Annotated in this window: 22 protein-coding genes; 13 read left to right on the top strand and 9 right to left on the bottom strand. The window is 75.3% G+C overall.

The window, feature by feature from the left end:
- Nucleotides 1-134: 134 nt before the first annotated feature.
- Both ACI8AG_RS06735 and ACI8AG_RS06730 read right to left on the bottom strand, forming a co-directional pair.
- Nucleotides 135-2888: a bifunctional acetate--CoA ligase family protein/GNAT family N-acetyltransferase gene (locus tag ACI8AG_RS06735; RefSeq protein ID WP_456596401.1), complete on the bottom strand. Its 2754-nt coding sequence runs from the start codon at nt 2886-2888 to the stop codon at nt 135-137.
- Nucleotides 2881-4062, bottom strand: coding sequence for an acetoin utilization protein AcuC (locus tag ACI8AG_RS06730; RefSeq protein ID WP_456590975.1), 1182 nt, complete (start codon nt 4060-4062; stop codon nt 2881-2883). Before ACI8AG_RS06730 ends, ACI8AG_RS06735 begins: the two co-directional genes overlap by 8 nt.
- 155 nt (nt 4063-4217) lie before the next feature.
- Here ACI8AG_RS06730 and ACI8AG_RS06725 point away from each other — a divergent pair, with 155 nt between their 5' ends.
- From ACI8AG_RS06725 to ACI8AG_RS06715, 3 genes are all read left to right on the top strand, one after another.
- Entirely contained in the window at nt 4218-4943 is a 726-nt protein-coding gene (locus ACI8AG_RS06725; RefSeq protein WP_456590976.1) for a metal-dependent transcriptional regulator, read from the top strand.
- Between the two features lie 24 nt (nt 4944-4967).
- A complete protein-coding gene (locus ACI8AG_RS06720; RefSeq protein WP_456596400.1) occupies nt 4968-5276 on the top strand; it encodes a hypothetical protein in 309 nt (102 codons plus the stop codon).
- A 70-nt stretch (nt 5277-5346) separates the two neighbouring features.
- Entirely contained in the window at nt 5347-7425 is a 2079-nt protein-coding gene (locus tag ACI8AG_RS06715) for an alpha/beta fold hydrolase (protein WP_456596399.1), read from the top strand.
- Between the two features lie 15 nt (nt 7426-7440).
- Here ACI8AG_RS06715 and ACI8AG_RS06710 read toward each other — a convergent pair whose 3' ends face one another.
- From ACI8AG_RS06710 to ACI8AG_RS06700, 3 genes are all read right to left on the bottom strand, one after another.
- Nucleotides 7441-8538 (bottom strand): DUF4192 domain-containing protein, encoded by a 1098-nt coding sequence (locus tag ACI8AG_RS06710; RefSeq protein WP_456596398.1) that lies wholly within the window; start codon nt 8536-8538, stop codon nt 7441-7443.
- 316 nt (nt 8539-8854) lie between these two features.
- Entirely contained in the window at nt 8855-9622 is a 768-nt protein-coding gene (locus ACI8AG_RS06705) for a hypothetical protein (protein WP_456596397.1), read from the bottom strand.
- 36 nt (nt 9623-9658) lie between these two features.
- The gene (locus tag ACI8AG_RS06700) at nt 9659-9952 is read right to left on the bottom strand and encodes a Dabb family protein (RefSeq protein WP_456596396.1); all 294 of its coding nucleotides are present in this window, start codon (nt 9950-9952) and stop codon (nt 9659-9661) included.
- Nucleotides 9953-10046: 94 nt separating this feature from the next.
- Here ACI8AG_RS06700 and ACI8AG_RS06695 point away from each other — a divergent pair, with 94 nt between their 5' ends.
- From ACI8AG_RS06695 to ACI8AG_RS06670, 6 genes are read left to right on the top strand one after another with little or no spacing between them, the layout of a single operon-like run.
- On the top strand, nt 10047-11300 hold the full coding sequence (locus tag ACI8AG_RS06695; protein WP_456596395.1) for a glycosyltransferase family 4 protein: 1254 nt from the start codon (nt 10047-10049) through the stop codon (nt 11298-11300).
- Complete coding sequence (locus ACI8AG_RS06690; RefSeq protein ID WP_456596394.1) at nt 11294-12061, top strand: class I SAM-dependent methyltransferase; 768 nt, start codon at nt 11294-11296, stop codon at nt 12059-12061. The genes ACI8AG_RS06695 and ACI8AG_RS06690 overlap by 7 nt, the downstream gene beginning before the upstream one ends.
- Nucleotides 12062-12074: 13 nt before the next feature.
- Nucleotides 12075-13160 (top strand): prenyltransferase, encoded by a 1086-nt coding sequence (locus tag ACI8AG_RS06685; RefSeq protein WP_456596393.1) that lies wholly within the window; start codon nt 12075-12077, stop codon nt 13158-13160.
- Nucleotides 13157-14032: a glycosyltransferase family 2 protein gene (locus ACI8AG_RS06680; RefSeq protein ID WP_456596392.1), complete on the top strand. Its 876-nt coding sequence runs from the start codon at nt 13157-13159 to the stop codon at nt 14030-14032. Before ACI8AG_RS06685 ends, ACI8AG_RS06680 begins: the two co-directional genes overlap by 4 nt.
- Nucleotides 14029-14976: a glycosyltransferase family 2 protein gene (locus ACI8AG_RS06675; RefSeq protein ID WP_456596391.1), complete on the top strand. Its 948-nt coding sequence runs from the start codon at nt 14029-14031 to the stop codon at nt 14974-14976. Before ACI8AG_RS06680 ends, ACI8AG_RS06675 begins: the two co-directional genes overlap by 4 nt.
- Before the next feature lie 42 nt (nt 14977-15018).
- Entirely contained in the window at nt 15019-15330 is a 312-nt protein-coding gene (locus ACI8AG_RS06670; protein WP_456596390.1) for a hypothetical protein, read from the top strand.
- Between the two features lie 16 nt (nt 15331-15346).
- Here the strand turns inward: ACI8AG_RS06670 and ACI8AG_RS06665 are convergent, their stop codons facing one another.
- The 4 genes from ACI8AG_RS06665 to ACI8AG_RS06650 all read right to left on the bottom strand — a co-directional run bounded on the left by ACI8AG_RS06665 (nt 15347) and on the right by ACI8AG_RS06650 (nt 18180).
- Nucleotides 15347-15679 carry a TraR/DksA family transcriptional regulator gene (locus tag ACI8AG_RS06665; RefSeq protein WP_456596389.1) on the bottom strand — a complete coding sequence of 111 codons (333 nt, stop codon included), beginning with the start codon at nt 15677-15679 and terminating at the stop codon, nt 15347-15349.
- Between the two features lie 81 nt (nt 15680-15760).
- Nucleotides 15761-16378: a class I SAM-dependent methyltransferase gene (locus tag ACI8AG_RS06660; RefSeq protein WP_456596388.1), complete on the bottom strand. Its 618-nt coding sequence runs from the start codon at nt 16376-16378 to the stop codon at nt 15761-15763.
- Nucleotides 16379-16392: 14 nt separating this feature from the next.
- On the bottom strand, nt 16393-17667 hold the full coding sequence (locus ACI8AG_RS06655; protein ID WP_456596387.1) for a YibE/F family protein: 1275 nt from the start codon (nt 17665-17667) through the stop codon (nt 16393-16395).
- A 48-nt stretch (nt 17668-17715) separates the two neighbouring features.
- Nucleotides 17716-18180: an STAS domain-containing protein gene (locus ACI8AG_RS06650; RefSeq protein ID WP_456596386.1), complete on the bottom strand. Its 465-nt coding sequence runs from the start codon at nt 18178-18180 to the stop codon at nt 17716-17718.
- A gap of 156 nt (nt 18181-18336) precedes the next feature.
- Between ACI8AG_RS06650 and ACI8AG_RS06645 the strand changes: the two genes are divergently transcribed.
- The 4 genes from ACI8AG_RS06645 (at nt 18337) to ACI8AG_RS06630 (ending at nt 19903) form a co-directional block, all read left to right on the top strand.
- Nucleotides 18337-18834, top strand: a complete 498-nt coding sequence (locus tag ACI8AG_RS06645; protein WP_456596385.1) for an Hsp20/alpha crystallin family protein — start codon at nt 18337-18339, stop codon at nt 18832-18834.
- Between the two features lie 103 nt (nt 18835-18937).
- Nucleotides 18938-19285, top strand: coding sequence for a helix-turn-helix domain-containing protein (locus ACI8AG_RS06640; protein WP_456590993.1), 348 nt, complete (start codon nt 18938-18940; stop codon nt 19283-19285).
- Between the two features lie 60 nt (nt 19286-19345).
- Entirely contained in the window at nt 19346-19666 is a 321-nt protein-coding gene (locus tag ACI8AG_RS06635; protein WP_456590994.1) for a metal-sensitive transcriptional regulator, read from the top strand.
- Nucleotides 19667-19690: 24 nt separating this feature from the next.
- A complete protein-coding gene (locus tag ACI8AG_RS06630) occupies nt 19691-19903 on the top strand; it encodes a heavy-metal-associated domain-containing protein (protein ID WP_456596384.1) in 213 nt (70 codons plus the stop codon).
- Nucleotides 19904-19911: the final 8 nt, after the last annotated feature.

Raw genomic sequence — 19911 nt, 5'->3', positions numbered from 1 at the left:
TGTCCACGGACGTCCTGCCGGGAGCCTCCGGCTCCGCGCCAGGACGCCGTTGCGCGCAGAGCGGCTCACCTCGACGAGGTGACTGGCCGGGCACGAGAGCCCGTCCCCGACCCCGGGGGCGGGCTCTCGGCGTCTCAGACCGGCGAGCGCATCCTCCTGGGCCCGGGGTCGACCCGGGCGGTGGGCGGACCGATGCGGGCGGTGCCGCCGGCCACCACGAGCGACCGGCCACCGTGCCACGGGTTCTTCGGACCCACGATGACCGGCTCCAGCTGCAGGTGCAGCACCTCGGGCAGGTCGTCGGCGAGGCGGGCCACCCGCAGCAGCAGGTCTTCCAGCGCCTCCACGTCGACCGGCTCCGCACCCCGGTAGCCGTCGAGCAAGGGCCAGGCGCGCGGCGCGCGGACGAGCTCGGCTGCGTCCAGGTCGGTCAGCGGCAGCGTTCGGTACGCCCGGTCGCCGAGCAGGTCGGTGGCCACGCCCCCGACGCCGAAGCTGACGAGCGCCCCGAACGACGGGTCGTCGACGATCTCGACCACGGTGGCGACACCGGGGGCGGCCATCTGCTGGACGATCACCGGATCGCCCGCCGGGATCGCGGCGTAACCGGCGCGGACGGCGTCGGCGTCGAGGAGGTCGAGGCGCACCCCGCCGAGGTCGGACCGGTGCCGCAACCACGGCGCTGTGGACTTCAGGACGACGGGGTAGCCGATCTCGTCCGCGGCGGCGACGGCGTCCTCCGCGCTGGTCACCGTCCGCGTCGCGAGGACCGGGACGCCGTAGGCCCCGAGCAGCTCGATCAGCTCGTGGTCGACCAGCTCGCGCCCGCCGGCGCCCTCGGCGAGGACGCGGCGGACCAGGCCGCGGGCGGCGGCCTCGTCGACGTCGGGCAGGTCGGGGACCTCGCCGACCGGGCGGCGGCGCCATCGGCCGTACTCCACCACCTTGGCCAGCGCGATGACCGCCCGCTCGGGCGTGCTGTACGACGGCACCGAGCCGCGGGCGGGCATCCCGTGCTCGTCGAGCACCGCGAGCTCGGGCGGGATGCCCTCGGCGGAGAGGAAGCTGGCCACGATCGGCTTGCCCGACCCGGCCGAGACCTCACGCAGCGCCGGCCCGTACTCGGCCGACCCGGCCATCAGCGGCGGCAGGAACACCGCGATCACCGCGTCGACGCCCTCGTCGTCGACGGCGGCCTGCAGCGCGGCCCGGAACTCCTCGGGGCTGCCGGCGACCCCGATGTCCACCGGCGCGTCGTGCGCCAGCTCCATCCCCTCCTCGAGGACGGCGTCGGCGACGAGCACCCCGATGGCGGTCGAGTTGCCCACGACCGCGACCCGGGTCCCGGCGGGCACGGGCTGGTGGGCCAGCAGCGTGCCGACGTCGAACAGCTGCGCGACGGTCTCCACGCGGATCACCCCCGCCGAGGCGAACAGCGCCGCCACCGACTGCTCGGGCACCGCCACCGACGTGCCCGCGAGGCCCGGGGTGACCCCGACGTGCCGGCCGCTCTTCACCGCGACGACCGGCTTGGTGCGCCCGACGGTGCGGGCCAGCCGGGCGAACTTGCGGGGGTTCCCGAAGCTCTCCAGGTGCAGCAGCACCACCTCGGTGCCGGGGTCGGTGGACCAGTACTGCAGCAGGTCGTTGCCGCTGACGTCGGCGCGATTGCCGGCGGAGACGAAGGTGGACAGTCCGATGCCCCGGCTGCGGGCCCGCTCGAGCAGCGCGACGCCGAGCGCGCCGGACTGGGCGAAGAACCCGACCCGGCCACGGCCGGGCACCATCGGCGCGAGGCTGGCGTTGAGCCGCACCTCCGGGTCGGTGTTGACCACGCCCAGGCAGTTGGGCCCGACCACCCGCATGCCCGACGCGCGGGCCGCGGCGACCAGCCGGCGTTCGGCCTCACGCCCCTCCGGCCCGGCCTCCCCGAAGCCGCCGGAGATCACGACCAGGCCGCGGACCCGCTTCCGGCGGCAGGCCTCCACCACACCGGCGACCTCGTCGGCGGGCACGGCCAGGATCGCCAGGTCGAGGTCGTCGGGGATGGACTCGATGTCGGCGTACGCCGGGACGCCGCGCACGTGCCGGGCGCCGGGGTTGACCGGGTAGACCGGCCCGGCGAACCCGTAGTCCAGCAGGTGCCGGAGCACCGCGTTGCCGATCTTGCCGGCGTCGTTGCTGGCGCCGACCACGGCCACCGAGGACGGCGTCAGCAGCCGGGCGATCGACCGCGACTCGCTGCGCTGCTCGCGCTCGTAGGCGACCGCGAGCGCGTCCTCCGTCTGCTCGATGGGGAAGGTCAGGTGGACGACGCCGTCCTCGTACGAGCGCTCGGCCTTGTACCCGGCGTCGCGGAAGACCCGCACCATCTTGCTGTTCTGCGCCAGCACCTCGGCGACGAAGCGCTTGATGCCCCGCTCCCGGCCGGCGGCGGCGAGGTGCTCGAGCAGCACCGAGCCCAGTCCCCGCCCCTGGTGGGCGTCCTCGACCAGGAAGGCCACCTCGGCGTCGTCGGTGCCGGGGTACCGGTCGTAGCGGCCGACGGCGACGACCTGGTCGCCCAGCAGCACGACGAAGGCGACCCGGTTGTCGTGGTCGACGTGGGTGAACCGGTGCAGGTCGCGCTCGGACAGCCGCTTCATCGGCCCGAAGAACCGGTAGTAGCGGGTCTGGTCGCTGCTGCGCTCCATCAGCCCGTTGAGGCCGGCGGCGTCCTCGGGGCAGATCGGCCGCAGGTGCACCGTGCCGCCGTCGGCGGCGACGATGTCGGCCTCCCAGTGCGGTGGCGGCGTCGGGTTCTGCTGCTGCTCGTCGGGCGGCCCCTCTCCAGGGGCCCGCTGCGAGCCTGCGAGCGGTGGGGGGGAGAGGGGTCCTTGTTCAGTCACGGGGGTCGTCCGGGTCGAGGCCGAAGTAGGGGAAGCTGGCACGACGGGTGCGCATGATCGCCCGGTCGACCCGGGACTCGGTGAAGGTGTCCCACCGGGAGAAGCCGGTGTACCCGCCCTCGGTCATGTGCGTGGGCGGTCGGGCGCGCAGGCCGCGGCGCAGCACGTCCTCGCGCCACGGCTCGGGGATCTCCGTGGCCGGGTCCAGCGTCGCGCCACCGGCCTCGGCGATCAGGTGGGTCCACGCTCGGGGCACGCAGCGCACCAGGCCGTACCCACCGCCACCGAGGGCGACCCAGCGCCCGTCGCAGATCTCGTGGGCCAGTTCGTGCATGGCCTTGTAGCTGGCGCGCTGCCCGTCGACGGTGAGCGCGAGGTCGGCCAGCGGGTCCTCGTGGTGGGCGTCGCACCCGCACTGGGTCACGATGATCTGCGGCGCGAAGGCCTTGAGCACGCTGGGCACGACGGCGGTGAACGCCCGCAGCCAGGACGAGTCGTCCGTGCCGTTGGGCAGCGCGAGGTTGACGGCGCTGCCCAGGGCCTTGCCGGGGTCGCCCGTCTCCTCCGGGAAACCGGTGCCCGGGAACAGCGTCAGCGGCGTCTGGTGGATGCTCACGGTGAGCACCCGGGGGTCCTCGTAGAACGCGGCCTGGACCCCGTCACCGTGGTGGACGTCGAGGTCGACGTAGGCGATCCGCTCGTACCCCTGGCCGAGCAGCCAGGCGATGGCGATGGCGGCGTCGTTGAAGATGCAGAAGCCCGAGGCGGCCCCCCGCATCGCGTGGTGCAGGCCGCCGGAGATGTTCACCGCGTGCTGTGCGGCGCCGCTGTGCACCTGCTGGGCGGCGAGCACGCTGCCCCCGGTGATCAGCGCCGCGGCCTCGTACATCTCCGGGAAGATCGGGTTGTCCGGGGTGCCCAGACCGTGGCCGACGCCGGGATCGGCCGGCGCCTGGCGCACCGCCTCCAGGTACAGCGGGTCGTGGACCAGGGTGAGCAGGTCCTCGCCGGCCGGTTCCGGTGCGAGCACCCGCAGCCGGTCGCTGGACAGCAGGCCGAGGCCGTCGGCCAACCGCATCGTCAGGTCCAGCCGCACCGGGTGCAGCGGGTGGTCGCCTCCCATCGTGTAGCCGAGCAGCGCGTCGTCCCAGACGACGGCGACCGAGTCGCTCACGGCACCTCCCCTCCGGCGCGCCCGGCCGGGCGCGGCGGCTCGGTCGCCGACGCTACCGGGTCCCGTGGTGACCGGTACCTCGGCGAGACCGCTCGCCGGGGGGCCGGTGACCGCCCTCCGGCCCCGTAGACTGGACGCCGACACGGAGGAGACCTGTGAACGACCTCATCGACACGACCGAGATGTACCTCCGGACGATCTTCGAGCTGGAGGAAGAGGGCATCGTCCCGCTCCGGGCCCGCATCGCCGAGCGCCTGCACCAGAGCGGTCCGACGGTGAGCCAGACGGTCGCCCGGATGGAGCGCGACGGCCTCCTGACCGTCGAGGGCGACCGGCACCTGCAGCTCTCCGAGGAGGGCCGCCAGCTGGCCACCGCGGTCATGCGCAAGCACCGGCTCGCGGAGTGCCTGCTCGTGGACGTGATCGGCCTGGACTACGCCGACGTCCACGAGGAGGCCTGCCGCTGGGAGCACGTGATGAGCGAGGCGGTCGAGCGCCGTCTGCTGTCCCTGCTCGGCAACCCCACCGTGTCGCCGTTCGGCAATCCGATCCCCGGGCTGGAGGCCCTGCGCGGCGACGAACCGCTGGGCGGTGAGACCTCCGCGGTCCTCGACTCCCTGACGCTGCTGTCGACCACCGCCTCGGCAGAGGGCCGGCCGGTGGTGATCCGCCGGATCAGCGAGCAGCTGCAGGAGAACGCCGAGCTGCTGCGTGCGCTGGCCGACCACGGGGTGCGCCCGGGCGTCACGATGACGGCCCAGCTGGTCGACGGATCGGTGAGCCTGGACGGGTACGTGCTGCCCGCCGGTGTCGCCCAGCACATGTTCGTGAGCGCCGTCGACGAGGAGCTGACCCCGCTCGAGGCCGCGCCGCGCCTCTGAGCCGACCGGATGCAGGAGGTGGGCGTGGACGAGCACGCGGCGACGGCTCCCCGGGCCGCCGAGGTGTTCCTCGCGCGGCTGCTGCCCCGGCCCGGCGGGGCGCTGCTGCACCGCCTGCGGGTGGCCGGGGCGTTCGCCTCCGGGCTCCTGTGGGGCCTGCTGCCCGCGCCGTCGGTGCACGATGTCGTGGTGACCCGACGGGACGACGGCAGGGAGGTGCTGCGCTTCCCGGCCGGTGACCCGTTCGCGGCCGGGGACATGCTGCGGGCGGTGGACACGGAGCTGGCGACGCTGGGCCCGGAGGAGTTCCTCCGGGCCTGGGACGTGCGCTGACGCACAGCGGGGCGCTGCGCGGCTCACTACGGTGAGGCGGTCCCCCGCTGCCGTGCGAGAGAAGGCCCTGGTGAGCTCGTCCGCTCCGGCACCCGCAGACATCTCCCCCGAGCCGGCACCCACGCCGTTCCACCGGCTGGCCGATTTCACCGCGTTGCCGCGGATCGGCGCCCTGGCGCTCTCTCCGGACGGGACCCGGCTGGCGGTCTCGCTGCAGACGCTGGACCGCGAGGGCAAGAAGTGGCAGTCGGCGGTGTGGGAGCTCGACCCGCAGGGTGCGCGGCCCGCCCGGCGGCTCACCCGCAGCGCGCCGGGCGAATCCGCCCCCGCCTGGGCGCCGGACGGCTCGCTGCTGTTCACCTCGGCCCGGCCCGACCCCGGCGCGGAGCCGGCGGCCGAGCCGAAGCCGTCGCTGTGGCGCCTCCCCGCCGAGGGAGGCGAGGCCCGGCCGGTGCTGGGACGCCCGGGGGGCATCGGCTCCTTCGTCGTCGCCGCCGGCAGCGGGGACGTCGTGGTCGTCTCCGCCACCATGCCCGGCGGCTCCGACCCGGACGCCGACGAGGAGCGGCGCAAGGCCCGGAGCGAGGCCGGGGTCTCGGCGATCCTGCACGAGGCGTACCCGGTGCGGTACTGGGACCACGACCTCGGACCGGCGGCTCCGCACCTGTTCTGGGCCGGGCAGCTCCCGACCGAGGAGCAGCCGGCCGGCAACCCGCCGGTGGAGCTGCGCGACCTGACCCCGGACGCGACCCCGCCCAACGGGTCGGGCGACGACATCGCGCTCTCCCCCGACGGCCGCCTGCTGGCCCGGGCCGAGGAGGTGCCCGACGGGCCGGCCGGCCGGCGCACCCGGCTGGTGCTCACCGACACCGGCTCCGGCGACACGCGGGTGCTGGTGGACGACCCGCTGGCCGATGTCCACTCCGCGGCCTTCTCCCCGGACGGCGCCCGCCTGGTCTGCGTACGGGAGGCGATGTCCTCCTACGCCGAGCCGCCGGACTACACGTTGCTCCTGGTCGAGGTCGCCGACGGCTCCGCCCGGGAGCTGACCCCCGACTTCGACCGCTGGCCGAGCGCACCGCAGTTCGCCGCCGACGGCACCGCCGTCCACTTCCTCGCCGACGAGGACGGCCGGCACGCGATCTTCCGCGTACCCGTCGACGGCGGGGAGCCGGTGCGGCTCACCGCCGACGGCGCCTACAGCCACCTGCAGGTCGCCCGGGACGGCAGCGCGCTGTACGCCCTGCGGTCGGCGTACGACTCGCCGCCGCTGCCGGTCCGCCTGGACCCGACGGCCCCGATGCAGGACCCGGAGCCGCTGCCGAGCCCGGCGGCGATCGACCGGCTGCCCGGCAGCCTGCACGAGGTGGAGGCGACCGCGGCCGACGGCACCCGCGTGCAGTCGTGGCTGGTGCTACCCGACGGGGCCTCGGCGGAGGCACCGGCCCCGCTGGTGCTCTGGATCCACGGCGGCCCGCTGATGAGCTGGAACTCGTGGTCCTGGCGCTGGTGCCCGTGGGTGCTGGCGGCCCAGGGCTACGCGGTCCTCCTGCCCAACCCGGCGCTGTCCCAGGGCTTCGGCCAGGATTTCGTGCGCCGGGGCTGGGGCGAGTGGGGCGACACCCCCTACACCGACCTGATGGCGGCGGTGGACGCCGCGGAGCAGCGACCCGACGTCGACGCCGCACGGACGGCGGCGATGGGCGGCTCCTTCGGCGGCTACATGGCCAACTGGATCGCCACCCGGACCGACCGGTTCCGGGCGATCGTCACCCACGCCAGCCTGTGGAACCTCGAGCAGTTCACCGGCACCACCGACGCCGCGTACTACTGGGAGAAGGAGTGGGGTGACCCGTTCACCGAACCGCGGCGGTACGAGCAGAACTCCCCGCACCGCTACGTGGACCAGATCCGCACCCCGATGCTGGTCATCCACGGCGACAAGGACTACCGGGTGCCGATCGGTGAGGCACTGGCGCTCTGGTACGGCCTGCGGAAGCGCGGCGTCCCCTCGAAGTTCCTCTACTTCCCCGACGAGAACCACTGGGTGCTGACGCCGGGGAACAGCCGCCTCTGGTACGAGACCGTGCTCGCCTTCCTGGCCGAGCACGTGCGTGGCGAGCAGTGGCGGCGGCCCGAGCTGCTCTGAGGACCGGCGCACGGCTCACCCCGGCCGGCGGCTGCCGCCGTCGGTGCCAGCCCGCGCCAGCAGGTCGCGCAGCCCCGCCGGCGGCAGGCAGGCATCCAGGGCCTGGCGGAGCAGATGGGCCAGGCTGTACCCGGGATCGCCGTCCAGGGCCCGGTCGAGGGCGATGCCGGCCATCGCCCCGTCGCCGCGCAACCAGGCGCTGACCGCCAGGAGGGTGGCCGGGGCCGCGTCGAGCGGCGCGGGCAACCGCCGGGCGCACTCGGTCCAGAGCACCTCCGCCGCTGCGGCGTCGGCGCCGAGCGCCAGCTGCAGGGCGCGGTCGCGCACCTGCACGTCGCGCAGCGCCCAGGCCAGACCGGCCAGCTCGTCACCACCGAGCGGTCCCTCGCCGGACGGGCCCGGCCGGTACCGCGCGACCGCCCGCCGGACCGCGGCCCACGACTCCTCGGCCAGCGCCGCCCACCCCACCTCCCGGAGCCGGGCCGAGCGCTCCTCGGCGGCGCGGAGACAGGCGGCCCGCATGCCTCCACCCGGCCCGGGCGGCGAGGTGAGGCGCTCGGCCAGCGCCGCCCGGTCGGGGGCCACCACCTGCCCGGTGCTGATCGCGGCGGCCGGCAGCGCACCGACCCCGCCGGGCAGGGGCGTCCCCGCCGACGGTGCGCAGCAGGGGTGCGGGCAGTCGTAGGACCACCAGCGCCCGCGCCGGACGAGCAGCGCGTCGCGCGGGGCGATGCCGGTGGCGGCCAGGGCCAGGACGAGTTCGTGCACCAGCGTCCGGTGCGGCAGGACGCCGGCCGGCCCCTCCTCCGCGCCGCCCTGACCGGTGTCGTCGGGCGCCTCGGAGACCACCACGACCAGCGCGGCCGCGGGCCGGTCGCTGTGCAGGCTGTCGACCAGCAGCCGCGCGATCCCCGCGCCGTCGCCCGACGGGGGGAGGTCGCCCCGGACCGTGAGCCCGACCCGCCCGCCCGACGGGCCGCCCAGGCCGATCAGCACGATCGACTCGGCCGGGTGGAAGCCCAGCAGGTGCGGTAGCGCAGCGGCCACCTCCCCGGGGTCGGAGAGCCGGATCTCCAGCTGGTCGGCGGGTTGCTGCGCGGTGGGCACGTCCATGCGGGCGACCCTGCTCGCGCCCGGGCCGCGGCGAGCGGCCCCGGGTCGATCTGTGGACGGCGACCGCTCCTGTGGACGCCTCAGCCCACCGGAGCGGGCAGGGCGCAACCGCCCGCGGAGCACGCCGTCCCGCCGCGGGTCCGGGACGACTCCGGGTGGGGGGCCTGGCGGAGCTCGTGCCCTGCCCACAGGGGCGGGCAGGGCACGAGCTCCGAGGCCGCTACCCGTGTCGCCCCCTCCCCCGGGACAGGGCAACCCCCGGGACGGCCCGGAGCGCCGGGCCGTCGTGGCATGGCCGGCGTGGCCGGCGGCCGGCTCAGCCCAGCGCGTCGGCCTGCGTCTCGTAGGCCTGCTGGAGCAGCTCGGCGAAGGGTGCCGGGTCGGCCGGTGTGGCGCCGGCGAGCCCGGTGTCCAGGGACACCAGGAGGAGCAGCCGGTCGTCGTCCTCCACCGCCCCGATCAGCGTCGGCACGGTCACCCGAGAACCGTCGGGGGCGGTGATCGCGGTCGTGTAGCGCACGAGGGCCGAACCGTCACCCAGGTCGGCCACCGGGAGGTTCTCGAAGGAGACCGCCGCCTCACCGATCTGCGGGGAGGCGAGCTGCGCCTCGGGGCAGCGCTCGACGGCGTCGGCCAGCTGCGCGACGGCGCCGTCCAGCGGTCCGCCGCGCACCAGCATCTGCACCGTCGTCGCCGATCCGGTGGTCGCGCTCTGCGCGGCGACGTCCTCGAACGCCGCCAGATCGGGCTGGGTGCCGTCCACGGCGGCCCGGCAGCTGTCCGGGGTGATCTGCACGTCCGGCGCGGCGGCCGCGATGCCCGCGCCCAGGCGCAGCTGCTCCGGCGACACCGCCACCACGGTGGCGTCGGGACCGAAGGCGTCGGCGGGCAGCAGCCCAGAGGTCAGATCGGGCGCCTCCGTCGCCTGCGCGGCGGAGGCCTCCGCTGCCGAGGAGGCGGCCGCGGCGGTGCGGTCCGAGGCGTCCCCGCCGCCGCAGCCGGTCAGCAGCACGACGGCGGCCGCCCCGGCCAGCAGGGCGCCGGGACGACGGTGCCGGCCGGGGAGGCGGTGTGCGGAGGTCATGGCGAAGACGCTAGTCGGCGGGCACCGCACCGCCCCTCAGATCCGGTGCTGGATCGCCGCCCGCGAGGCCAGGATGGGCCGCACGTGGTCGGCGATGACCGCCAGGTGCACGGGGTCCTGCGCGTAGTGGCGGAAGGCCTCGACATCGGGGAACTCGGCGATCAGCACGGTGTCGGCGTTGCCGTCGACCAGGCCCGCGTCGTCGGCGACCACCAGCGACGTCATCCCGCCGACCGTGCGCCGCAGCCCGCGCAGCGCCTCGATGGTCTGCGCCCGCCGCTCGGCGTCGGCATCCGGGGACCAGGTGAAGAGCACGACGTGTCGGATCATGCGGGAACTGTGCCAGGCCCGGCGTCGACCGGCCGGGTGGTCCGGCTACCGGCTGGTAGCCGTCGCCCGGTGCGCGATCGTTAGAGTCCGGTCCATGGGACGGTCGTTGCGCATTGCACTGCTGTCCTACCGCAGCAAGCCGCACGGCGGCGGCCAGGGCGTCTACGTCCGGGCGCTCTCCCGCGAGCTGCGCGAGCTCGGTCACCGTGTCGAGGTGCTCAGCGGTCAGCCCTACCCCGAGCTCGACCAGGGCGTGCCGCTCACCCGCGTGCCGAGCCTGGACCTCTACCGGGAGCCCGATCCCTTCCGCACCCCGCGCCCGTCGGAGATCCGCGACTGGGTCGACGTGGCGGAGTGGGCCACGATGTGCACCGCCGGCTTCCCCGAGCCGCTGACGTTCAGCCTGCGCGCCGCCCGCCACCTGCTGCCCCGGCGGGACGAGTTCGACGTGGTGCACGACAACCAGTCGCTGGGCTACGGCCTCCTCCGGCTGGTGCGGGCCGGCGTGCCCACGGTGGCGACGGTGCACCACCCGATCGCCATCGACCGCGACCTCGAGCTGGCCGCGGCCCCGACGCTGCGCCGCAAGCTCACCCTGCGGCGGTGGTACGCCTTCACCCGCATGCAGGCGCGGGTGGTCCAGCGGCTGGATGCCGTCACCACGGTGTCGGAGAACTCCCGCCGTGACATCGCCGCCCGCATGGGGCTGGCGCCGGAGCGGATGAGCGTCATCCCGGTGGGGATCGACCCCGACCAGTTCACCCCGCCGCCGGCCGGGCAGCCCCGTGAGCCCGACTCGATCCTCGCGGTCACCAGCGCCGACGTGCCGCTCAAGGGGCTGGTGCACCTGCTGGAGGCGCTGGCGAAGCTGCGCACGGAGCGACCCGTGCGGCTCACCGTCGTGGGCTCCGCCCGGCCCGGCGGTCCCGCCGAGGCGGCGCTGGACCGGCTCGGGCTGCGCGACGCCGTCCGCTTCACCGGCCCGGTGCCCGAGTCGGAGCTGACCCAGCTGTTCCAGCGGGCGAGCGTCGTGGCGATCCCCTCCCTCTACGAGGGGTTCTCGCTGCCTGCAGTGGAGGCCATGGCGTGCGCGACCCCGCTGGTGACCACCGACGCCGGTGCGCTGCCCGAGGTGGTCGGCACGAAGGCGGGGCTGCGGGTGCGCGCCGGTGACGTCGGCGAGCTGACCGCCGCCCTGCAGCTGGTGCTCGACTCCCCCTCACTGGCCGAGCAGCTGGGGCGCGCCGGCCGCCGGCGGGTCCTGGACACCTACACCTGGCGGGCCACGGCCGCGCGCACCGCCGAGTGGTACGCCGAGACGCTGGACCGGAAGGGAACCCCGTGCTGACCGTCGACTACGACCGGCTCGACCTGCGCCCGGGGATGACCGTCCTCGACCTGGGCTGCGGCGAGGGGCGGCACGCCTTCGAGGCCTACCGCCGCGGCGCGCGCGTGGTCGCCGTCGACTGGGGCCAGCACGAGGTCGAGACGACGAAGCGCTGGCTCGGCGCGATCGCCGAGGCCGGCGAGGCCCCGGCCGGTGCGCGCTTCGAGGTGGTGCGCGGCGACCTGCTGCACCTGCCCTTCCCCGACGCGAGCGTCGACCGGGTGATGGCCTCGGAGGTGCTCGAGCACATCCCGGACGACGCCGCGGCGATGGCCGAGATCGTGCGCGTCCTCAAGCCCGGCGGCCGGGTGGCGGTGACCGTGCCGCGCTACGGCCCCGAGCGGGTGTGCTGGGCGCTGTCGGACGAGTACCACGCCAACGAGGGCGGCCACATCCGCATCTACCGCGGCGAGGTGCTGCGCGCCCGCCTGGCCACCGCCGGCCTGGTCCCGGGGGCGAGCCACCACGCGCACGCCCTCCACGCCCCGTACTGGTGGCTCAAGTGCGCCGTCGGTGTCGAGAAGGACACCGCCGCGGTCCGGGCCTACCACCGGCTGCTGGTCTGGGACCTCACCACGCGTCCCTGGCTCACCCGGGCGCTGGAGCGCGTCCTCGACCCGCTGATCGGCAAGAGCTTCGTCGTCTACGCCGACAAGCCGGCCGGGGCCGCCGCGGCCGCGGCGGCCGGGCTGGACCTGGAGCGGTCCGCTGCGGCCCGCTGACCGGGGCGGCCCGGTGCTGCCCGAGCTGCCCGGGGTGCTCGGCGCCGACCAGGTGCGGCAGACGGTCGCCTGGATCGCCGGCGAGCAGCATCGCGACGGCGCGCTCCCCTGGTTCGCCACCGGGCAGCTGGACCCCTGGGACTCCGTCGAGGCGGCGATGGCGCTGGACCTCGGTGGCGAGCACGCCCGGGCGGCGGCCGCCTACCGGTGGCTGGCCGGCCGGCAGCGGGCGGACGGCAGCTGGGCGGCCGAGTACCGCGGCGGCGAGGAGTCCGCGCCCGCCGCGGAGAGCAACCACGCCGGCTACCTCGCCGTCGGGCTCTGGCACTCCTGGCTGGTCTCCGGGGACGAGCAGCTGGTCACCGAGCTGTGGCCGGCGGTGCGGGCCGGCCTGGACCTGGTGACCCGGATGCAGCTGCCCGGCGGAGCGGTCTCGTGGGCGCTGCGGCCCGACGGCACCCCCGACGACCTCGCGCTGCTCACCGGGAACGCCAGCCTGTTCCAGGCGCTGCGCTGCGGCCTGGCGCTGGCCGAGCTGGTCGGCGAGGCCCAGCCGGACTGGGAGCTGGCCGTCGCCGACCTCGGCACGGCCCTCCGCCGGCGACCGGAGGCGTTCGCCGACCGGTCCCGCTACTCGATGGACTGGTACTACCCGGTGCTCGGCGGCGCCGTCACCGGTGCCGCGGCCCGCGACCGGCTGGCCGGCGACTGGCACCGGTTCGTCGTCCCGGGGCTCGGCATCCGCTGCGTTGCGGACCGGCCGTGGGTGACCGGGGCCGAGACCTGCGAGCTCGCGCTGGCCCTGGTCGTCGCCGGGCAGCGCGACGCCGCCCTCGAGCAGGTGGCCGCGATGCAGCACCTGCGGGACGACGACGGCTCCTACTGGACCGGGTTCGTCTACCCGGACGACGCGCGATGGCCGGTCGAGCGCACCACGTGGACCGCCGCGGCCGTGCTGCTGGCGGCCGACGCCCTCTGCGGCGCCTCCCCCGCCAGCGGGCTGTTCGCCGACCCCTGGGCGCTGCCGGCGGCGGGCATGGCGGACGCCACTCCGACCGCTGATTGGCTGGCCGGAGGCGCGGGCACGGTGACCCCGTGACCGCGCCCTCCCCGACCGACCGGGCTCCATCCCCCGACGTGACCGTCGTCGTCGCGAGCCGCAACCGCCGCGAGGACCTGCTGGCGACGCTGCCGCGTCACGAGGCCCCGGTGGTGCTCGTCGACAACGCCTCCACCGACGGCACCGTGGACGCGGTGCGCCAGGCGCACCCCGAGGTGACGCTGCTGCTGCTGGACCGCAACGAGGGCGCCCACGGCCGGACGCTGGGTGCCGCGCGCGCCCGCACCCCGTTCATCGCCTTCGCCGACGACGACTCGTGGTGGGCACCGGGCGACCTCGCCCGCGCGGTGGCGATCATGCGGGCCCACCCCCGGCTGGCCCTCCTCAACGCCCGCATCCTGGTCGGGCCGGAGGAGCGGCTCGACCCGGTCTGCGCGGAGATGGCCGCGAGCCCCCTCGGCACCGCGCGGGACCTGCCCGGCCCCTCGCTGCTGGGCTTCGTCGCCTGCGCCGCGCTGGTGCGCACCGAGGCGTTCGAGGCCGTCGGCGGGTTCGACCCGGTGGTCCGGTTCCCCGGCGAGGAGGAGCGGCTGGCCCTCGACCTGGCCGCCGCCGGGTGGGGGCTGGCCTACGTCGACGAGGTGACCGTGCACCACCACCCGTCTCCCCGGCGCGAGGCCCCCGGACGGCGGCAGACCGGGATCTGGCGCAGCCGGCTGCTCACCGCGGCGATGCGGCTCCCGATGCGGGACGTCGTCCGGACGGCCGGGCGGGCCGTGCGCGCGGGTCGCCCCGGCGTCGAAGGCCTGCTGCGGGCGCTGCCCGACGTCCCGGCCGCCCTCCGCCGGCGGGAACCGGTCCCCCCGGCGGTGCGGGCGGACCTGCGGGTGCTGGCCGGTGAGCGCGCGTGAGCACGACCGGCACGATCCCCGCGGCGGCCACCGGTGACCGCCCCGCCGGGCCCGACCCGCGCGTGGCCGTCGTCGTCATCACCCACCAGCGACGGGACGAACTGCTGCTGGCCCTGGAACGCCTGGTGGCCCTGCCCGAGCAGCCGCACGTCGTGGTCGTGGACAACGGCTCGACCGACGGCACCGCCGATGCCGTGCGCGAGCAGTTCCCGCAGGTCGAGCTGATCGCCAGCCCGGAGAACCTGGGCGCGGTCGGCCGCAACCTCGGCGTCGCCCGGCTCGACACGCCCTACGTCGCCTTCTGCGACGACGACACCTGGTGGGAGCCGGGGGCGCTGCGCACCGCGGCGGACACGCTGGACGCCCACCCGCGGCTCGCCGTCGTCACCGCCCGGATCCTGGTCGAGCCGGGCGGTGTCGAGGACCCGATCGTCGCCGAGCTGCGCGACTCCCCCGTCCGCGGCGCCGACTGGCTCCCCGGCCCGGCGCTCGGCTCCTTCCTGGCCGGTGCCTCCGTCCTGCGCCGGGAGGCGTTCGAGGAGGTGGGCGGGTTCTCCGCGCGGCTGTGGCTGGGCGGCGAGGAGGAGCTGATGGCCGGCGACCTGGCCGCCCGCGGCTGGGAGCTGTGCTACCTGGAGCAGCTCACCCTCCACCACCAGGCGAGCACCGCCCGGGACCCGCACAAGCGGCGGGCCGACGGCATCCGGAACACGCTGTGGACCACGTGGCTGCGGCGTCCGTTCCGCCCGGCGCTGCGGCGCACCGTGCACCTGCTGCGCACCGTGCCCCGCGACCGGATCACCGCGCGCGGCCTCGCGCAGGCCGTCCGCGGGTTGCCGTGGGTGCTGCGCGAGCGGCGGGTGCTGCCCCCGCACGCCGAGGCCCGGTTCGCCGCGCTCGAGGAGGCGCAGCGGAACTCGAAGGCCCGGCGGTACGTCAGCTGAGACCTCGTGCGGCCGGGGTGCCGCCGGCCTACCGTGCGAGCCGTGGAGAACGGGCAGGGGCGGCGCCACGTCCGGCTGATGACGGACTACGGGGCCGAGTGGCCGTTGTGGACCGTCGGCCTCACCGACCCCGGCCGGCTCGGGCTCTCCGAGGAGCTCACGGCCCGCCTGGCCGCCTGGAACGAGCTCTTCCAGGAGCATTTCCACTGGGACGGCGGCTGGCGCGATCCGGATGCCCGCGCCCGCTTCGCCGCGGAGGGCCCGCGCCTGCTGCGGGATCTGCGACGCGAGCTGCCCGACGACGAGGTCGAGTTCGACGACTGGACGCAGTCGGGGGTGTTCGGCCCCGGGTGACCACGCGGCCGGCGCCTCAGCGGGCGCAGTCGATGCAGGTGCGGGCGGTGGGGCGGGCGGCGAGCCGCTCCGGCGCGATCGGCCGGCCGCAGGTCTCGCAGCGGCCGTAGGTGCCGTTCTCCACGGCGACGACCGCGGCGTCGACGTCGGCCAGCCGGCGACGCGCCTGCTCCAGCAGCGCAGCCACCTGCTGGCGCTCGAACGCGATGGTGGCGCCCTCCGGATCGTGCTCGTCGTCGGCGTTGGACGCCTGCGACGCCGCGACGATCGCGTCGAACTCGCGGGTCAGCGCCTCGATCTGCGCCAGCGCCTCCGCCCGCGCGCGGGAGAGGTCATCGGGTGGGAGCACCGATCCATCCTCCACCCCGGTGCCGACAGGACGACGGGTCCGCCCGCGCACCGGCCTCACCCGCGGTCGGCGCGGGGCGCCTCAGGCGGTGCGGCGCAGCAGCCGCAGCGACCCGCTGCCCGGCAGCTCGTCGAACTCCCCGCTCTCGAGCACCCGGCGGTAGACGCCGTAGGGCGCCTGCCCGCCGTCGGCGGGGTCCGGGAAGACGTCGTGGATGGCCAGCGTGCCGCCGACCGCGAGCTTCGCGACCCAGGCGTCCTGGTCGCGGCGCGCGGACTCCTCGGTGTGGCTGCCGTCGAGGAACAGCAGCGCGAGCGGCGTGCTCCACAGGGGCGCGAGGGTCTCCGACCGGGTGACGACGGCGATCACGACGTCCTCGGCGCCGGCCTCGGCGATGGTCCGGCGGAAACGCGGCAGGGTGTCGATCCGCCCGACGGCGGGGTCGACCAGCGACGGGTCGTGGTACTCCCAGCCGGGCTGGTGCTCCTCGGAGCCCCGGTGGTGGTCGACGGTGACCACCTGGCGACCGGTCTCCCGCGCGGCCGCGGCCAGGTAGAGGGCCGACTTGCCCATCCAGCTGCCCACCTCCAGCAGCGGCCCGGGGACGGGGATGGCGCGGGCGGCCTCGTACAGGGCGCGGCCCTCGTCGTCGGGCATGAAGCCGGAGGCCGCCCGGGCGGCGGCGAGCAGGTCGGTCACGCGCACAGCCTGGCTCATCGGGCGAACCGGGTGCGCAGGGCGGTCAGCCCGCGCTCCGTGGCGGTGCCGGCCTGGGTGTCCGCCGCCTTGGCGAAGAAGGCACCGGCCGCCGTCGTCACCGGGACGGCGAGCACCAGCGCGATCGCCCCGACCAGCGTGCGGATGACCTCCTCGGCCAGCGCCGCGCTGGTGATGAGGGTCCAGACGGGCGTGGCGTAGATCTCCAACAGCAGGAGGAGGGGCAGCGCCGCCCCGGCGTAGGCGAAGACGATCGTGTAGACCGTCGAGGCGATGTGGTCCCGGCCGACCGCCATGCCGCGGGTGTAGAGCTCCCGCCAGGTCATCTCCGGGGAGACCTCGTGCAGCTGCCAGATCGCCGACGCCTGGGTGATGGTGACGTCGTTGAGCACCCCCAGGCCGGCCACCACGACTCCGGCCAGCACCAGCCCGGAGAAGTTCAGCGTGGGGTCGAAGCGCTGGAGCGTGAATGCGTCCTCGCTGGTGAGCCCGGTCAGCCGGGCGGCCGACACCGCGAGCGACCCCATGACCGCCACGAGGGTGAGACCGAAGAGGGTTCCCACGAGCGCGGTGGTCGTCCGGGCCGTGAACCCGTGCGCCAGGTAGAGGACGACGAACATGATCGCCGCGGAGCCGACCAGGCTGACCAGCGTCGGGTTGTCCTCGCTCAGCAGCCCCGGCAGCATGAACTGGAGCAGGACGAAGAACGCGAACGCGAGCCCCAGCAGGGACGCGAGGCCCCGGAGCCGCGCCACGGCCCCGACGACGACGGCGAAGGCGATGGCCAGGACGATGATCGGGGTGTCCCGCTCGTAGTCCCAGAAGGCGTACGTCGGTCCCCCTTCGGCGCCCGCGTCGCGGGTGAGCACCAGCGTCTCCCCCTCCGAGACGCCGGCGGCGACCACCTCCGGCGGCATGTCCACCCGTTCGAAGTTCCCGGCACCCTCACCCTCGAGGACCTCCACCACGGCGGTGGCGCAGGTCTGCGGCGGGCCCGAGGGGTCGACGCCGCAGTCGAAGGTCTCGATCGAGATGATCCGCCCGTCGGGATAGGTGGTCCCCGGCGGCAGGGCCTGCTCGGCCGCCAGTCGAGCACGCGTCGGCTCCCCGCTGGGCCAGAGGGCGACCAGCCCGATCACCGTGGCCAGGCCGACGGGCACGAGCAGCAGGAGCATCAGCCAGACGGCGCGCCGCCGGTGGCCGAGCGCCTCCTCGGTGGGCGGGGGCGCGTCCGGATCGGGACCGTGGCTGTGGGCATGCGTGGACGACACCCGGTCAGGCTAGGAGCCTCGTGGCCGCGGAGCCGCCCCGGCGCCGGGTCAGGTGTGTCGCGGGTCCGGCGGCGCGGGGCTCCCGCCGGTCGACGCCTCGGTGACCACCCGGCCGTCGTCCGTCACGACGGTGAAGCGGTGCCAGAGGCCGGTGAGCTGCAGGGGGCGCGACACCGAGGACGGCGGCTGCACCAGGACCGTGGGGATCCCGCGGGGCACCCCGAGCTTCTGCAGCTGCACCAGCACCGCGAGCCCCGCCGAGTTCATGAAGCCGACCTCACGCAGGTCCAGCTCCACCCGCTGCAGCGAGTGCTCGGCGAGCAGCAGGTCGGTGAGGGTGCGCACGAGTGGCCGGCGCGCGGCCTCGGTCAGCTCGCCGCCGACGACCAGCCTCGCGGTGTCCCCCTCGACCGTGTGCGACACGGAGGGCTCGGCGGACGGCGCGTCGGCGTGCGGTGGGTCGTTGGTCGTCTCCTCCACGGTCCGGTCCTGCCCCGCCGGGCCTCGGTTCACGCACCCGACGGTCGGCCCACCGGCAGCCGACGCGGGGAACATTTTTCCGCGAGGAACGTTTACCAGGGTGCGCGACCGAGGTAATCTGTAGCCGCCACTAGAGGTTCAGACCTCGGGCAGCGAACACGAGTACCACCGTCACAGGAGGTTCCAGCCATGATGCTGACCGCTTACGACCCGTTCGCCGCCACGTCCGCCGCCTTCCGCGCGCTGGATCAGCTCACCGGCCGCGGTGGGGGCACGACCGCCCGCCCGCTCTCGGGCATGCCGATGGACGCCTACCGGGTCGGCGACAACTTCGTCGCCCACTTCGATCTGCCCGGCGTGGACCCCGGCTCGATCGACCTCTCGGTGGAGGGCAACACCCTCACCGTGAGCGCCGAGCGCTCGGTCCCCCAGCTGGAGAACGCGGAGTGGACGGTCGCCGAGCGCCCGTTCGGCAGCTACACCCGTCAGCTGGTGCTCGGCCGCAGCCTCGACACCGACCGGCTCGAGGCCAGCTACCACGACGGCGTGCTGACCATCAGCATCCCGGTGGCCGAGCAGGCGAAGGCGCGCAAGATCACCGTGACCCGTGCCGACACGCCCGCGGCCGTCGAGGGCCGCACCATCGAGGGCGAGGCGCAGCGCGAGGCCAAGGCGGTCGAGAGCTGATCGCGGCCGAACCGGTCAGCACCACAGGGGCCGGGCCCGTCCAGGGCCCGGCCCCTGTTCCGTTCGACGCCCGACGCGGCGTCCCGACACCCGGAGGCGGGCGATGGACCCCGACCGCACTGATCCGCTGCGCCGGCTGGACGATCCGGACTACCCGGCCCTGACCATGAGCCAGGCGGCCGAGCTGCTCGGCGTGCAGGCCGCCTTCCTGCGCAGCCTGGACAACTCGGGCGTGCTCTCCCCGCACCGCTCCCCCGGTGGTCATCGCCGCTACTCCCGCCAGCAGCTGGCCCTGGCCGCGCGCATGCGGGGCCTGCTCGACGACGGCCACCCCGTCGCCTCGGCCGAGATGATCGTCGGCCTGCAGGACGAGCTCGCCGCGGCCCGGGCCGACCTGGCCAGGCTCCGGGCGGAGGAGGAAGAGGAGGGCGCGACCGGACTTGACGCATAACCCTAGGGGGGTATGGTGTTCCTCGGCGTCGCGGGGCGCGGCGCCGGCAGGAGGGACGACGTGGACACGACCGACGGTGCCTGCAACGACCACGAGCACGCGCACGGCTACATCCACCGCAAGGACGACTACCTCAAGCGCCTGCGGCGCATCGAGGGGCAGGCCCGCGGCCTGCAGCGCATGGTGGAGGACGAGAAGTACTGCATCGACATCCTCACCCAGGTCTCGGCCATGACGAAGGCGCTGCAGGCGGTTTCGCTGGGGCTGCTCGAGGAGCACCTGAGCCACTGCGTCGTCGACGCGGCACGAGCCGGTGGCCGCGAGGCCGAGGAGAAGGTCCGCGAGGCCACCGACGCGATCGCCCGCCTCGTCCGCTCCTGACCCGTACACCCGAGAGGACCCCCCATGACCACCACCGCCAGCTACACCGTCACCGGCATGACCTGCGGCCACTGCGTCAACTCGGTCACCGAGGAGGTCTCGCAGGTACCCGGCGTGACCGGCGTCGAGGTCGACCTCGCCACCGGCGGCCTGACCGTCACCAGCGAGCAGCCGGTCGACGACGCCGCCGTCCACGCCGCCGTCGAGGAAGCCGGATACGAGGTGAGCGGCCGCTGACGCGGCCG

This window comes from Blastococcus sp. SYSU DS0552, from assembly GCF_054050815.1.
This window is presented reverse-complemented; position numbering and strand designations above follow the sequence as displayed.

What these genes read in the sequence shown, in the direction of transcription:
- ACI8AG_RS06710 (WP_456596398.1), bottom strand. Translation starts at nt 8,538, where the DNA reads ATGGACGTGCCCACCGCGCAGCAACCCGCCGACCAGCTGGAGATCCGG.
- ACI8AG_RS06705 (WP_456596397.1), bottom strand. Translation starts at nt 9,622, where the DNA reads ATGACCTCCGCACACCGCCTCCCCGGCCGGCACCGTCGTCCCGGCGCC.
- ACI8AG_RS06700 (WP_456596396.1), bottom strand. Translation starts at nt 9,952, where the DNA reads ATGATCCGACACGTCGTGCTCTTCACCTGGTCCCCGGATGCCGACGCC.
- ACI8AG_RS06695 (WP_456596395.1), top strand. Translation starts at nt 10,047, where the DNA reads ATGGGACGGTCGTTGCGCATTGCACTGCTGTCCTACCGCAGCAAGCCG.
- ACI8AG_RS06645 (WP_456596385.1), top strand. Translation starts at nt 18,337, where the DNA reads ATGATGCTGACCGCTTACGACCCGTTCGCCGCCACGTCCGCCGCCTTC.
- ACI8AG_RS06640 (WP_456590993.1), top strand. Translation starts at nt 18,938, where the DNA reads ATGGACCCCGACCGCACTGATCCGCTGCGCCGGCTGGACGATCCGGAC.
- ACI8AG_RS06630 (WP_456596384.1), top strand. Translation starts at nt 19,691, where the DNA reads ATGACCACCACCGCCAGCTACACCGTCACCGGCATGACCTGCGGCCAC.